The 13,468-nt window shown below is 41.4% G+C and carries 12 protein-coding genes; 2 read left to right on the top strand and 10 right to left on the bottom strand.

Features of this window, described 5'->3' with window-relative positions; all coding sequences use genetic code 11:
* Positions 1-2: 2 nt before the first annotated feature.
* From nuoC to AC4IFT_RS04725, 4 genes are all read right to left on the bottom strand, one after another.
* Entirely contained in the window at positions 3-1,805 is a 1,803-nt protein-coding gene (nuoC, locus tag AC4IFT_RS04740; RefSeq protein WP_374447138.1) for an NADH-quinone oxidoreductase subunit C/D, read from the bottom strand.
* A gap of 74 nt (positions 1,806-1,879) precedes the next feature.
* Positions 1,880-2,554, bottom strand: coding sequence for a NuoB/complex I 20 kDa subunit family protein (locus AC4IFT_RS04735; RefSeq protein ID WP_004912254.1), 675 nt, complete (start codon positions 2,552-2,554; stop codon positions 1,880-1,882).
* A gap of 18 nt (positions 2,555-2,572) precedes the next feature.
* Positions 2,573-3,016: an NADH-quinone oxidoreductase subunit A gene (locus AC4IFT_RS04730; RefSeq protein ID WP_206082351.1), complete on the bottom strand. Its 444-nt coding sequence runs from the start codon at positions 3,014-3,016 to the stop codon at positions 2,573-2,575.
* Between the two features lie 1,112 nt (positions 3,017-4,128).
* The gene (locus AC4IFT_RS04725) at positions 4,129-5,052 is read right to left on the bottom strand and encodes a LysR family transcriptional regulator (RefSeq protein WP_490750732.1); all 924 of its coding nucleotides are present in this window, start codon (positions 5,050-5,052) and stop codon (positions 4,129-4,131) included.
* Between the two features lie 803 nt (positions 5,053-5,855).
* On the opposite strand from AC4IFT_RS04725, the gene AC4IFT_RS04720 reads away from it, so the two are divergent.
* The gene (locus tag AC4IFT_RS04720) at positions 5,856-7,070 is read left to right on the top strand and encodes a pyridoxal phosphate-dependent aminotransferase (protein ID WP_206082353.1); all 1,215 of its coding nucleotides are present in this window, start codon (positions 5,856-5,858) and stop codon (positions 7,068-7,070) included.
* Between the two features lie 256 nt (positions 7,071-7,326).
* Here the strand turns inward: AC4IFT_RS04720 and AC4IFT_RS04715 are convergent, their stop codons facing one another.
* The gene (locus tag AC4IFT_RS04715) at positions 7,327-7,755 is read right to left on the bottom strand and encodes a hypothetical protein (RefSeq protein WP_490750731.1); all 429 of its coding nucleotides are present in this window, start codon (positions 7,753-7,755) and stop codon (positions 7,327-7,329) included.
* A gap of 202 nt (positions 7,756-7,957) precedes the next feature.
* Here AC4IFT_RS04715 and yfbR point away from each other — a divergent pair, with 202 nt between their 5' ends.
* Entirely contained in the window at positions 7,958-8,539 is a 582-nt protein-coding gene (yfbR, locus tag AC4IFT_RS04710) for a 5'-deoxynucleotidase (RefSeq protein ID WP_353243165.1), read from the top strand.
* Between the two features lie 66 nt (positions 8,540-8,605).
* Here the strand turns inward: yfbR and AC4IFT_RS04705 are convergent, their stop codons facing one another.
* The 5 genes from AC4IFT_RS04705 to yfbV all read right to left on the bottom strand — a co-directional run bounded on the left by AC4IFT_RS04705 (position 8,606) and on the right by yfbV (position 13,390).
* Positions 8,606-9,145 (bottom strand): phenylacetic acid degradation protein, encoded by a 540-nt coding sequence (locus AC4IFT_RS04705; RefSeq protein ID WP_490750730.1) that lies wholly within the window; start codon positions 9,143-9,145, stop codon positions 8,606-8,608.
* Between the two features lie 180 nt (positions 9,146-9,325).
* Positions 9,326-11,155, bottom strand: coding sequence for an SLC13 family permease (locus AC4IFT_RS04700; protein WP_490750729.1), 1,830 nt, complete (start codon positions 11,153-11,155; stop codon positions 9,326-9,328).
* Positions 11,156-11,243: 88 nt separating this feature from the next.
* The gene (locus AC4IFT_RS04695) at positions 11,244-11,933 is read right to left on the bottom strand and encodes a sugar phosphatase (protein WP_490750728.1); all 690 of its coding nucleotides are present in this window, start codon (positions 11,931-11,933) and stop codon (positions 11,244-11,246) included.
* 356 nt (positions 11,934-12,289) lie between these two features.
* Positions 12,290-12,784, bottom strand: a complete 495-nt coding sequence (locus AC4IFT_RS04690; RefSeq protein ID WP_219249371.1) for a YfbU family protein — start codon at positions 12,782-12,784, stop codon at positions 12,290-12,292.
* A 150-nt stretch (positions 12,785-12,934) separates the two neighbouring features.
* Positions 12,935-13,390 (bottom strand): terminus macrodomain insulation protein YfbV, encoded by a 456-nt coding sequence (gene yfbV / locus AC4IFT_RS04685; protein ID WP_219247199.1) that lies wholly within the window; start codon positions 13,388-13,390, stop codon positions 12,935-12,937.
* Positions 13,391-13,468: the final 78 nt, after the last annotated feature.

The following is a 13,468-nucleotide window of genomic DNA, read 5'->3' as shown; positions in this document are numbered from 1 at the left end:
GGTTAGCGATCCACATCCGACATTACAAAATCGATACTACCCAGATAGACGATTAAGTCTGAAACTAAACTACCTCTGATCACCGAAGGAATTTGCTGTAAGTGCTCATAACTCGGGGTACGAATACGTGTACGGTAGCTCATGGTGCTGCCATCACTGGTCAGGTAGTAGCTGTTAATACCCTTCGTGGCTTCAACCATCTGGAATGATTCATTCGCAGGCATCACAGGGCCCCAAGACACTTGCAAGAAGTGGTTAATCAGGGTTTCAATGTGCTGCAACGTACGCTCTTTTGGTGGCGGCGTCGTCAGTGGATGGTCGGCTTTGAATGGGCCTTCTGGCATATTCTTGTAGCATTGCTCAAGAATACGGATACTCTGGCGCATCTCTTCCACTTTGATCATCACACGGTCATAACAGTCACCGTTGTGCGCGATTGGAATATCGAACTCAAAGTTTTCGTAGCCTGAATATGGACGCCATTTACGCACGTCAAAATCAACGCCTGTTGCACGTAAACCTGCACCCGTTACGCCCCATGCCAGTGCCTCTTCTTTGTTGTACATTGCTGTACCAATCGAACGGCCTTTTAAGATGGAGTTTTTCAGTGCTGACGTAACATAGGATTCTAAACGTTTTGGCAGCCAGTCAAGTAACTCACGCAGCAGTTTTTCCCAACCGCGTGGTAAATCGTGTGCAACACCACCGATACGGAACCAAGCTGGGTGCATACGGAAGCCTGTGATAGCTTCAATCACGTTGTACACTTTTTGACGGTCAGTAAACGCAAAGAATACCGGTGTCATTGCACCGACGTCTTGGATGTAAGTACTGATGTACAGCAAGTGGCTGTTAATACGGAATAGCTCAGACAGCATGACACGAATGGTTTTCACGCGGTCAGGCACTTCGATGCCAGCCAGTTTTTCAACGGCTAACACGTATGGCATTTCATTCACGCAACCGCCGAGGTACTCGATACGATCAGTGTATGGAATGTAGCTGTGCCATGACTGGCGTTCGCCCATTTTCTCAGCACCACGGTGGTGGTAACCGATATCAGGCACACAGTCGATAATTTCTTCACCATCAAGTTGCAATACGATACGGAACGCACCGTGTGATGATGGGTGGTTTGGCCCTAAGTTCAGGAACATGAAATCTTCGTTTTCATTTCCACGCGCCATGCCCCACTCTTCTGGTTTGAAAGTTAATGCTTCCATTTCCAGATCTTGTTTCTGTTTTGTCAGAACAAAGGGGTCGAACTCAGTTGCACGCGCAGGGTAATCCTTACGCAGTGGGTGACCTTCCCAGTTTGGCGACATCAGCAAGCGGCGCAGATTTGGGTGACCTTGGAAGGTGATCCCAAACATATCCCACACTTCACGCTCATGCCAGCTAGCATTTGGGAACAGTGAAACCACAGAAGGCACGTTCAAGTCTTTCTCATTCAGAGCGACTTTTAACATGATATCGCGGTTACGGTCGATGGAGATGATGTGGTAGAAAACACTAAAGTCTGCTTCTGGCAGACCTTGACGGTGAATTCGTTGACGCTCATCTACCCCGTGTAAGTCAAATAACATGACATACGGTTTCGGTAATTTCTTAAGAAAATCGACTACTTCCAGTAATTGTTCACGACGAACCCATATCACTGGCATGCCAGTGCGGGTTGCTTGAACAGAAAAGGCATCCGGCCCAAATTGATTGCGCAGTTCCAGAAGCACAGGGTCATTTAAATGATCCTGTGTCTGCCATCCTGGCTGGTTACTACTCGCTTGCGCTATCTGATCTGTCATCATTCTTCACCATAACGCTTGATCAGGTTTATTATTTCGCAACAACATTGCTCTGTTACGCTGTATGGCTTTAAGCCTTAAATTTCGTCTGGTGTACGCAGGTTAGTCACTGCGATACGTTCACCGTGCTTTCTTTCTCTTTCTGATTGCATATTGGCACGGTAAACCCCTTGGTCTCCAACGACCCAAGAGAGCGGACGACGCTCTTTACCGATAGATTCTTGCAACAGAAGCAGAGCCTGCATATAGGCTTCTGGGCGCGGTGGGCAACCAGGGATATACACATCCACAGGGATAAACTTATCGACGCCTTGTACAACAGAATAAATGTCATACATGCCACCAGAGTTGGCACATGAACCCATGGAGATAACCCATTTCGGTTCGAGCATTTGGTCATACAGACGTTGAATAACAGGCGCCATTTTTGTGAAACAGGTTCCTGCTACAACCATGAAGTCGGCTTGACGAGGTGAAGCACGAAGTACTTCCGCACCAAAGCGGGCTACGTCATGAACAGCCGTGAACGAAGTTACCATTTCTACATAGCAACATGAAAGACCAAAGTTATATGGCCATAGAGAGTTTTTGCGCCCCCAGTTAACCACATCGTGAAGTGCATGAGAAAGTTTCCCCATGTACACACTGTTTTCAACTTGCTGCTCCAGTGGATCGGTAACGATTTCCTGAGTTTGCAGTGGGTAACGGTCGTTCTCACCGTTCGGATCTATGCGGGTGAGCGTATAATCCATTGTATAATGCCTCGCTTTTTACTGCGGATGACGATTGCTGATTTTAATAACTTCACTAGGATGCTTCACTTTTCCGCGGGAACGGACTGGAGTCCAATCCAATGCTCCTACGCGAACCAGATAAAACAATCCCGCCAACAATACCAGAATAAAGATCGCGGCTTCGATGAAGCCTACCCAACCGGCTTCGCGGATGGCAACTGACCATGCAAATAAGAACATGGCTTCAACATCGAAGATAACGAAGAACATGGCGACTAAGTAGAACTTAGCTGACATACGAAGACGTGCACTACCGACCGAATCAAGACCTGACTCATAAGGGACATGTTTTGTTCTGGCTTTGGCGCGGCTACCCAAGAAGTGACCTGCGACCAACATGAAAGCACAAAGACCGATAGTGCCGATAAGGAATATCGCAAACGCCCAGTTATGGGCTAACGCTAGGATTGATGTAGACATACTCGTTGCTTACTCATTACTTATGGTGCGTAAACTGCTCTTTTTAACAACACGGCAGTATTGCACCACAATTGCCCAGTTAATCGAGAAGAAAGACCAAAAATCATCACCAAACATAAATCAGTCCGATGACTGCGTTTGGTTTGTCCTCTCTCATTACAATTTACTTTACCCAAATTAGGTAAAATAACCCGTATTTGTTACAAAAACTTCACACTCAAAAAACATTAAAACAACAAAAAGTACTCATGATCTGCTAAAACGTGTCAGTGTAATGAAACACAAGTAAACACTCAAACTAGTTTAACTGATTATTCGTTTTTACTACACCATTATCGCAGGAAAAACCTGTCTTAACAGATGAAAAATTGCGCTTTTTATTTGATCTAACGCACAGATTTATTGAAAAAGTACTCAATTTGTTTACATGGCGTTCAATTTAACTTTAAGAAACTGTAACGCTTTTTTACTCAATAGTTGAACTAACTCGCTGACAATGCAGCGCTATTTTATCAATCCAGCAAAAAAAGATTGTTAATAGCGTAACAAATCGTTAACCAAAAAATGAAATTCTGGTTCTGCCAGCTACATCACAATTATTTCATGGTCTTCAACATTTAACCATACTTATTAAGTGGTTAATTGCCGGTTTTGTGTACTGAAATCGATAAAAAAATGATAAATTTGAACTTGATAACGATTTCTAATAACCGTTGCTCAATATTTATACCTAGTTTTAAAATGATTTCTTATACGTCTTCTCCATTATTGAAAATTTAACACAACAATATGAAATAATCGTTTCAGTTACTAAGCATCTTTATCTATAGATAGGTACATCTAAAAAAGAATACCATTTCCATTGCCTTAGTGTGGTTACATCTTAACCCAGCGAATATGGCTTTAGGCAATATATTCCTTTGAATTAAGACGCACATTGCTTTTGTGGAAAATAATTAGATTATGAGGCGCTTTCGCCCTCCACTTTCAAAGCAGACATTCAGACAAAAAAAACGGCAATCCCATAAAAATTTGGAATTGCCGTTTAATCATTATGTTGTTTGTTTACAGTGAGCGACTAACGTTCACTTGAAACGATTAACTTTAACTGACTAATTAGTTCCTGTATTGCCCTCAGCCAGTTCACTCGCTGATGTTGCAACATAAGGAATTTTTTTGTTTTCAATGGCACTAAAGACAGTCAAAACAAAGTCTTTCTGCTCATCCGCATTTTTATATAGCCAGTATTGAATATCAGGTAAACGCGGTAATCCATCCGTTTCATTCAAAATACGTAAATCCGCATTTTGCATTTCCATTGGGCGAGCAGTAACACCAACTTCAGCCGTCACTGCGGCACGTACTGCTGGCAAGGATGCAGCTTCATAAGCAACATGCCAAGCGAGGCCTGCATCATCCAATGCATTAGTACACAATTTACGATATGGGTTAGTTTCATCCATCACCACTAATGGAATTGGCTCATTATGGCGCAATTGAAAATCAGGGGCACTGTGCCATAACACTGGGACAGTTCTTAATGCCGTTTTTGGGTGATGGCTAATTCTTGCCGTTGTTAGCGCTAGATCAATTTCATGGTTATCCAGCATAGATTCAATAAATTGCGCACGCTTGATACGCACTTCAACGGCAATACGTGGATATACAGAAGCGATTCGATTCAGTAAGAATGGCAACAGAATATCGACGGTATCATCAGACGCACCGATGCGTAATTCACCATCCGCATCGTTATACGTTAATGAGGCCGTGGCATCATCGTTAGCACGCAATATTTGCCTTGCATAACCCAATAATTGTAATCCATGTGCAGTGAGGAGTTTATTACGCCCATGACGAGCGAAAAGCTCACGACCGACAAGTTGCTCTAAACGTTGCATCTGCTGACTAACCGCAGACTGCGTTCTACACACTGCTGCCGCTGCGGCTGCAAATGTGTTTAGATCAGCGACTGCAACGAATGTACGCAGCAAGTCCAGATCTAGGTTCATGATGGGACGATTGGAATTTATCATCGTTCATTCTCTTATATAATATTTATGTTACCTGGTGTTCTGCTCTCCTCCATGAGAATCAGCGATTTAATTTATAACTATTATAAGCTAGTGCATCTCTAATCCTTAGATTTGCAATGACTTCTACTACTTTTATCTGCATACTGCCAGCCTGTTATTAACGAATAACATCAATGCCGACAACCCAGAGTACTACTAATAAAACAAAAATAGGTTTAACAAAAAACGTATTCTTTTATAGAACTTGATTCAAGAAACCCATTATAAAGCTCGACTAAATAGTAACATATTTAATGTAATCACAATTATTTTAATGTAAGCACATTATAAAATTCATTTCATCATTTATAAATTTACTTTCTTTTCAATTGGTTAAAATAAAAGCTCGCCCATTAAGTTAAAAAATAGTGAGAGAAACAATCAATATTACTAACAAAAAAGCCTAAAAAAATATAAAAAACACGCAATATGAGGTGAAAATTATGTCTAAATTTACGAATCTAGCCTCAATATTACATTTTGATACAATTTTTTAGTTCAACTGTCATTTTTTACTTTTTTTCATACTTACACACCAAAACACGCAATATTATTGGAATATTAATTCATTCTAAGTGCGCTAAATAGCACATGGAATCAACCTATGTGAGATAATAAGATGTCAAACATCACATTTATACTTTAACCAACCTTTTACACCAAAAATAACCTTGCATCTTCAAAAGCTTCTGAGGGAGGAGTACAGTAAGGTAAGAGAGCCGGTCCCCCTACCAAAGAAATCCCGTTAGGGTAATGAGAGAACAATGAATAATTTAACTAAATCCAGCAAGCTCGATAATGTCTGCTATGACATTCGTGGGCCCGTATTAAAAGAAGCTAAGCGCTTAGAAGAGGAAGGCAACAAAGTCCTCAAGCTGAACATTGGTAACCCGGCACCGTTTGGTTTTGAAGCCCCTGACGAAATTCTTGTCGATGTGTTGCGCAACCTGCCTAGCTCTCAAGGTTATTGTGACTCTAAAGGTCTCTATTCTGCCCGTAAAGCCATCGTTCAACACTACCAAGCACGTGGTATTCACGAAATGACGGTCGAAGATGTTTATATCGGTAATGGTGTATCTGAATTGATCGTCCAAGCGATGCAAGCATTGCTTAATAATGGCGATGAGATGTTAGTGCCTGCACCTGATTATCCACTTTGGACGGCAGCCGTTTCCCTTTCAGGTGGGAAAGCGGTTCACTATATGTGTGATGAGCAACAAGGCTGGATGCCGGATATCGAAGACATTCGTAGCAAAATCACCCCAAGAACCCGCGGTATTGTCGTCATTAACCCAAATAACCCTACGGGTGCGGTATATAGCAAAGATTTGCTATTAGAAATTGTTGAGCTGGCTCGCCAACACAACCTGATTATCTATGCTGACGAAATTTACGACAAAATTCTGTACGATGATGCCGTTCATCACTCTATTGCGGCATTAGCGCCTGACTTATTAACGATTACATTCAATGGGTTATCAAAAACCTACCGTGTAGCGGGTTTCCGTCAAGGTTGGATGGTACTTAATGGCCCGAAAAAACACGCAAAAAGCTACATTGAAGGGTTAGAAATGTTAGCGTCTATGCGTTTGTGTGCCAATGTTCCAATGCAACATGCGATTCAAACTGCACTCGGTGGCTACCAAAGTATTAGCGAGTTTATTCAACCGGGTGGGCGTCTATACGAACAACGTAATCGTGCATGGGAACTTATTAATCAAATTCCTGGTGTATCTTGTGTGAAACCGCAAGGCGCACTGTATATGTTCCCGAAAATTGATATTAAACGTTTTAATATCCACGATGACCAAAAAATGATCCTAGACTTGCTATTGCAAGAAAAAGTGTTATTAGTGCAAGGTACCGCATTTAACTGGCCTGAGCCTGACCATTTTAGGATTGTGACTTTGCCTTACGCTGACGACCTTGAAATGGCAATTAATAAATTTGGCCGTTTCCTTGAAGGTTATCGCCAATAACCTCCAATTTAGATTAGTATTAATCACAATAAAGCCTCCTATTACGGAGGCTTTTTATATTCAATATCGACTCATCATTAAAAGAATGTATTTTTTTGATTATCAAATAATGGAAATTATATATACTGCAACCAGAAAAAAACCTAATAATATAAAAGGAAAGTATTTCATAAAATTCCTTAGAAATTTACTTAATGATTTTCCATTATAATTATTAACACAGCCAAATCAAACAATAATAAGTATAACTTTATTGTTATCTCATGTACTTCTCTAATTGATTATCGAATATAGAATTGTGTTTTGCATGTATTAGTTTTTTAGAACAACTTCCCGATTTAGGAAAAGTAACATAGACTGTTTTAGCATCACCATTAATTCCAATAACCGTCACACCTTTATCCGAATCTGTAATTGAACAGGAGAAATAGCCTTCAGTCTTATAAATATCACCATTATTCGTTAATACAGATACAGACCACGTATTCTCAGGTGAAAACAACCCCATTTGGTAATAAAAATGAAATACGCCATCTATCTTTTCACCGTGCTTTATATTTTCAACAAATCCCTCTGTTTTCTCTATATTTCCCGATTTATGTTCTACAGAGATTGATTTTACTTCTTCTCCCCAATAATTTTCTATAGAAACAAACCCTTTTCTTCTATGATCGTTATCAACCATATCCCCCCCTTTAGTGTTTAATAATATATTCATGATAGGCTAGATAATACTTAGCCATTCATTAAATTAAATATTATTTATTAACAGTGCTAAATACCTATACTCAGGCATTCTTTAAACGATAACTTGTCATAAATGCATACCCCTCTGCGCTTAGACACGTTATAATTTACCTATTGTTTACCGCTGTTTATGAGGTCTTATGAGCTACTTTTTTGCACACCTTGCCAGAATGAAACTTATCCACCGTTGGCCACTCATGCGCAATGTCCGAACGGAAAATGTCTCCGAACATAGCCTGCAAGTCGCAATGGTCGCTCATGCACTCGCTATCATCAAAAATAAAAAATTTGGCGGGAATGTCGATGCCTCTCGCATTGCCTTGCTTGCTATGTATCACGACGCTAGCGAAGTCATCACAGGGGATCTACCGACACCAATCAAATACCATAATCAGCAAATTGCACATGAATACAAAAAAATAGAAAAATTTGCCCAACAAAAATTACTGGATATGTTACCTGAAGAGTTACAAGGTGACTTTCGGGAACTCATTATTGAGGACTTACAGTCTGAAGAAGAACATTTTATTGTTAAACAAGCCGATTCCTTATGCGCTTATTTAAAATGCTTAGAAGAGTTATCGGCTGGAAATAGTGAATTTAAATTAGCTAAAAAGCGCCTTGAAAAAATGTTAGCCGAAAGACAAAGCCCAGAAATGGATTATTTTATGGAAAAATTCGTTCCGGGTTTTACGCTTTCATTAGATGAAATTAGTAATTAACCCCTTCGAATTAAACATAATAAAGACCCATAACATGGGTCTTTATTTATACGGTGTAAATTAGTTTTAATTTTTCCAACCAATCTTATTTTTATTCGATTTTTTAAATTCAATACCGACTCTTTCAATAATATTAGCTTGTATTTTTGTAGGCGTGCCTTCTAATTCAACAACCTGTTCTAATAGCGAAAGAAATGTCGTTATCATTGATGGCGTGAATTGTTTGATACTTAATTTAAGGATATGTGGAATACTGTGTTCGAAGTTTATTTCGTTATACACGAGGTGAGCAGATGAAGCAAACAAATCCATTGCCTCTTGATTTCCCAAGTTAAAATTAGAAGCAAATAAGTCAATAACCGTTTGTTTTTGCTCTCGGGAAATTTCCCCCTCTTGCTTTAATGTTCCCACAATAATGGCAGCGGCGGCGTCCGTCGCTGTCGATAAATTATAAATAGGTTTTGTGCCGTATTGTTTTTGCCACTTTCTGCGTCGAGCCCAGGTAAATGGATTAAACGAATTAAGATCAACACCTGAATTTTGTAATGAGTGTAATGCCCAAACAAGCGCGGCTAGTGCTGAAATCGCAGCAATGATAATATGCATTCTAAGTTCTCAGGAAATAAGGCTAATTTAATTAATAGTTTTAATTATAAAAATGAATGCATGATAAGTGACATCAGACTTATCCTTAATTTAACTTAAGCTGAATTAAAGCAAATAAGCTCATTACAATTACCCATATTATGAGTGATAAATAACAGCGCTATTGATTAGGGCTGTTATTTAAAAAGGGAAAAGGAGAGGAATAACCGCAATACTGATAAACATCACAATAATCGTAAATGGCACCCCAATCTTTAAGAAATCAGAGAATTTATAACCACCAGGGCCGAGCACTAAGGTATTTACAGGTGAAGAGACTGGCGTCATAAAGGCCGCAGATGCTGCAATACCCACTACCATCGCGAAAGGCAGAGGAGAAACCTCCATTTGCCGCGCCGCAGCAATAGCAATTGGTGCCATTAATACCGCAGTGGCTGTATTTGAGATAAACAAGCCAATCGTGGCACACAGAATAAATAAACACAGTAGCATCACATGAGGACCTAAACCGCCCGCGATTTTCATTAATGCATCAACCGCAAGGGCTATCCCGCCAGTTTCTTGCAACGCGAGCGCAAAAGGCATCATCCCAACAATCAAGATAATACTTGGCCAGTGAATTGATTTATAGGCGCTTTCCATATCGATACAGCGAAATTTTCCCATCAGCAAACATGCAATTAATGCTGCGATAAAGTTAGGAATTTCATTGGTCACCATCATGGCGACCATCAATGCTAAGCAAAATAGAGCATGGGGAGCTTGTGAAGCCGCAGGGGCGACCGCTTCAACTTCTGCCGCTAAATTCAACACAATAAAGTTACGTGGTTTAGTGGACAAAATACGGATCAACTTCCAATCACCGATCACCAACAAAATATCGCCGAGGCGCAACGGCTCATCCACCAGCTTACCATCCAATGCCTTACCGTCACGGCGAATACCGACAACGTTCAAACCATATCGTGTACGAAACTTGATATCCCGTAAACTTTTGCCCAGTAACTCAGAGTCTGGGTTCATGGACACTTCGGCCATCCCCACATCGCGAGACTGATCCGAGAAATAATCCCCACGTAAAATCATTGGCTCAAGCAATTGTTCACTACAAAATAGACGTAAATCATCATCACTTACCGATATATCAACCAGTAAAACATCGCGTTCACGCAGCTCCGTTCCCCCTGTCGCGCTGACCATCACGCGGCGAAACTTTCTCCAACGCTCTATTCCCACTACGTTGGCTTCATAACGTGAACGCAAATGCAGTTCATCAAGGGTATGGCCAATTAACGGAGAGCCTTTACGAATAGCAAGGCGGCGCGCGCGACCAGTTAGCTTGTAATCACGGATTAAATCACGAAAGGTACGGCGGTAGCGTTCAGGAAGTTTATCGGGCTCATTACTGCCTAACCAGCGGCGTGTTAGCCACATGTAAGCAATACCAGCCAGTAGAATAAGAATACCAATAGGGGTAATGGAGAAAAACTGGAAACCTTTGATGCCTTCACGGACTAATTCGCTATTTACCACCATGTTTGGCGGCGTAGCAACCAAGGTCATCATGCCACTGATAAGCCCCGCGAAGCCCAGCGGCATCATCAACCGGCTTGGCGATGTTTTCATGCGCGCAGCAACGCTCAGTACCACAGGAATAAAAATAGCCACAACGCCTGTTGAGCTCATGAAAGCACCGAGCCCAGCCACCGTTAGCATCAAAAAGACCAACATCTTGCTCTCGCTACTTCCTGCAACGCGAACAAGCCAATCCCCCATTTGATATGCGATCCCTGTGCGAACAAGGCCATCACCAATAACGAACAATGCGGCTATCAATAACACGTTCGGATCGGCAAAACCTGAAGTCGCTTGCTCTAACGTTAAGGTGTCGCTGAGTACAAACGCAACAATCACCAATAACGCCACCACATCCATGCGGACTTTATTCGTGGTAAAAAGAACAATCGCTATCAACAGGAGGGTTAATACCCACAGCAATTCTCCGTTCAAAATATCCCCTTTCGACGAAAAAAAACATTGCTAAAGATTTTCTTTAGTTAACCATGTTTTACGGAGAATTTCTTTGATTAGATCACGATTAAAGCAATTTTGACACTAAAAGTTCATAATCACCATTAATGTCAGGTCCCATAACAGAAATTTGCTCCAGTGAACTGACAATTACATCGATTTCATCACGGCGGGGTAAGCTCTCTGGTGCATGGACTGCAACCACTTGGCAACCTGCGCTAAGTGCAGAATGAATGCCAGCTTGAGCATCTTCAAAGGCAATGCACGATTTTTCAGGTAGAGAAAGCGCTTTTGCCCCTAGCATAAAAGGTTCTGGATCAGGCTTACCTTTAGACACTTTTTCAAATGTCACCCAGTGTTTCGGCTCTGGTAATCCCGCAGCTTGCTGGCGTCCATGTGCGATGGGTACAGTCCCTGAGGTCACGATCGCCCAAGGTGCACCAATCTCATTCAGGCGTGTTAGCAAAGCAACCGCACCCGGTAAGGCGACAACGCCTTCAACATCTTCACTTTCCATCTTTTCGAGCCAGCGAAAATAACCCATAATTTCTTCATCACTTGCCTCAGGCAAAAAATGGCGCAGACTGGTCAATGCAGGCTTTCCATGAATAAAGCTAATAATTTCTTCCGGGCTTTTCCCTATACGCTCACCAAATTTACACCAGCAACGCTCAACTACCGCCAGCGAATCCGCCAATGTCCCATCCAAATCAAATAGAAAACCCTTTGCCTTTAATTTCACGTCTACCCCTTTCATGTACTTGAATCGATTCTATCTCTTAGTTAACGCTAAATAGACGCCAATGCGCAACCTCAATAACAAAAATAATCAAGATTTGCGTTAATGACTTAGATTTGAATGCACTGGTGAGTTAAAGCTGAAAAGAAATGTGAAATTGAATTTGAAATTGAATTTTTATACCAATTAACCCCATTTGCTCTAAATAATTCGTCTTGTCGCTAAGGCAGAGGTATGAAGAACAAGTTTGCTCTAAGGAGTTTGTGCTGTAGCTAGGCGGCAAGCACGCTAATCCCTAGGAGCATACATGAGTATGTGACTAGGGTTAGTGTGTGAAGCCAACACCGCTACAGCGCAAAATACGACGAGAAAAACTAAGCGTTAAAAATTTGCGAAATCTCCACTGCTGACAAATGATACTGCCTTGGACACGCATGCCAAATCGACAACATCCGAACATACTTCTCCCACATTGGCGTTTGCGAGTTAAACCCGTGAGTCCCGCTATCAAAATGGGTATAACGCCCTTCTGTATTCACCATAAAGCGCACATAGCTTAAATAACGCGCTTCCGTTGCTGCATCAAAACCTAAAAATTGCACACGGCGGCCATCAATATCTTGTTTTTCAGGCAAATTACTGTAGGAAACTTGCAGTGCGTGGTACATCTCCATAATTTCAATCACAGTGCGACATGTTTCCTCACTTAAATGACCGAAATCTCTGTCCAGTTCGCGCATTTGTAACCCAAAGCCACGTTCAATAATCGTTTGCAAGCGGCGATAACGTTCTGCGTTATCTGGGTCTAACATAGTCATCATTTTATATTGATTCGATAAAATCAGGCGTTGGGCGTTAGTCATTTCCATCATGGCTCTCCTACAGAAAAGTATGGCTTATCTTCGCACTCAACCTACATCTAAGACAGTGAAAACATCGCTTTTATTGATCTAGATACACTTTTTGCATTACTTATTGTTAACTCTAGCTTTTAATAAAAATTGTACAGCGATTTTTTGTTAAACATCTTCCATAAAAGAGCGATCGAGTTGGTTAAATGCACGCTTAAGAAGGTCAGCCAACGCCATGTAATCAGGCTGTTGCTCAACGGGGGCCATCGCAATTCCCGCCTCCGTAAATTTGTCGCGGATCTCGTAAAACCAGCTCAGCAAGCTTGATGGCAGAGGTGTTGACGCACGTTTCCCTAACCACCATAACCCTTGCATTGGTAAACTACAGGCAAATAATGCCGTTGCAATTGCAGGGCCAAGCTGCCCACCTAAGGCGATTTGCCATGCTAATGTGAAGATAGCAATCGGCGGCATAAAGCGAATACCAAAACGAACAGCTTTGTTAATCCGAATTTCAGGGAAAATAGGTGACAGTTTTTTTTCCATAGGAAAAGTTTTCAGATAGCGATTGCCTAATCTGAAGCGTTTAAAAAAACCTGGGGGTGTGTTTTGTAATGTACTCATGAATCGTTTCCTATGCACTTCTAAAACTGACTAGCTATCATTAAGCTTACGCCATTGTGAGCGAGAACGCACACTTAA

The organism is Providencia sp. UF-183 (assembly GCF_058246155.1).
The sequence above is the reverse complement of the archived record's forward strand: the minus strand, read 5'-3'. Positions and strand labels throughout refer to the sequence as shown.

Excerpts from the sequence above, each read along its gene's own strand:
- AC4IFT_RS04705 (WP_490750730.1), bottom strand. The coding sequence starts at position 9,145 with ATGCATATTATCATTGCTGCGATTTCAGCACTAGCCGCGCTTGTTTGG.
- AC4IFT_RS04735 (WP_004912254.1), bottom strand. The coding sequence starts at position 2,554 with ATGGATTATACGCTCACCCGCATAGATCCGAACGGTGAGAACGACCGT.
- nuoC (WP_374447138.1), bottom strand. The coding sequence starts at position 1,805 with ATGATGACAGATCAGATAGCGCAAGCGAGTAGTAACCAGCCAGGATGG.
- AC4IFT_RS04720 (WP_206082353.1), top strand. The coding sequence starts at position 5,856 with ATGAATAATTTAACTAAATCCAGCAAGCTCGATAATGTCTGCTATGAC.
- yfbV (WP_219247199.1), bottom strand. The coding sequence starts at position 13,390 with ATGAGTACATTACAAAACACACCCCCAGGTTTTTTTAAACGCTTCAGA.
- yfbR (WP_353243165.1), top strand. The coding sequence starts at position 7,958 with ATGAGCTACTTTTTTGCACACCTTGCCAGAATGAAACTTATCCACCGT.
- AC4IFT_RS04730 (WP_206082351.1), bottom strand. The coding sequence starts at position 3,016 with ATGTCTACATCAATCCTAGCGTTAGCCCATAACTGGGCGTTTGCGATA.
- AC4IFT_RS04690 (WP_219249371.1), bottom strand. The coding sequence starts at position 12,784 with ATGGAAATGACTAACGCCCAACGCCTGATTTTATCGAATCAATATAAA.
- AC4IFT_RS04695 (WP_490750728.1), bottom strand. The coding sequence starts at position 11,933 with ATGAAAGGGGTAGACGTGAAATTAAAGGCAAAGGGTTTTCTATTTGAT.
- AC4IFT_RS04715 (WP_490750731.1), bottom strand. The coding sequence starts at position 7,755 with ATGGTTGATAACGATCATAGAAGAAAAGGGTTTGTTTCTATAGAAAAT.
- AC4IFT_RS04725 (WP_490750732.1), bottom strand. The coding sequence starts at position 5,052 with ATGATAAATTCCAATCGTCCCATCATGAACCTAGATCTGGACTTGCTG.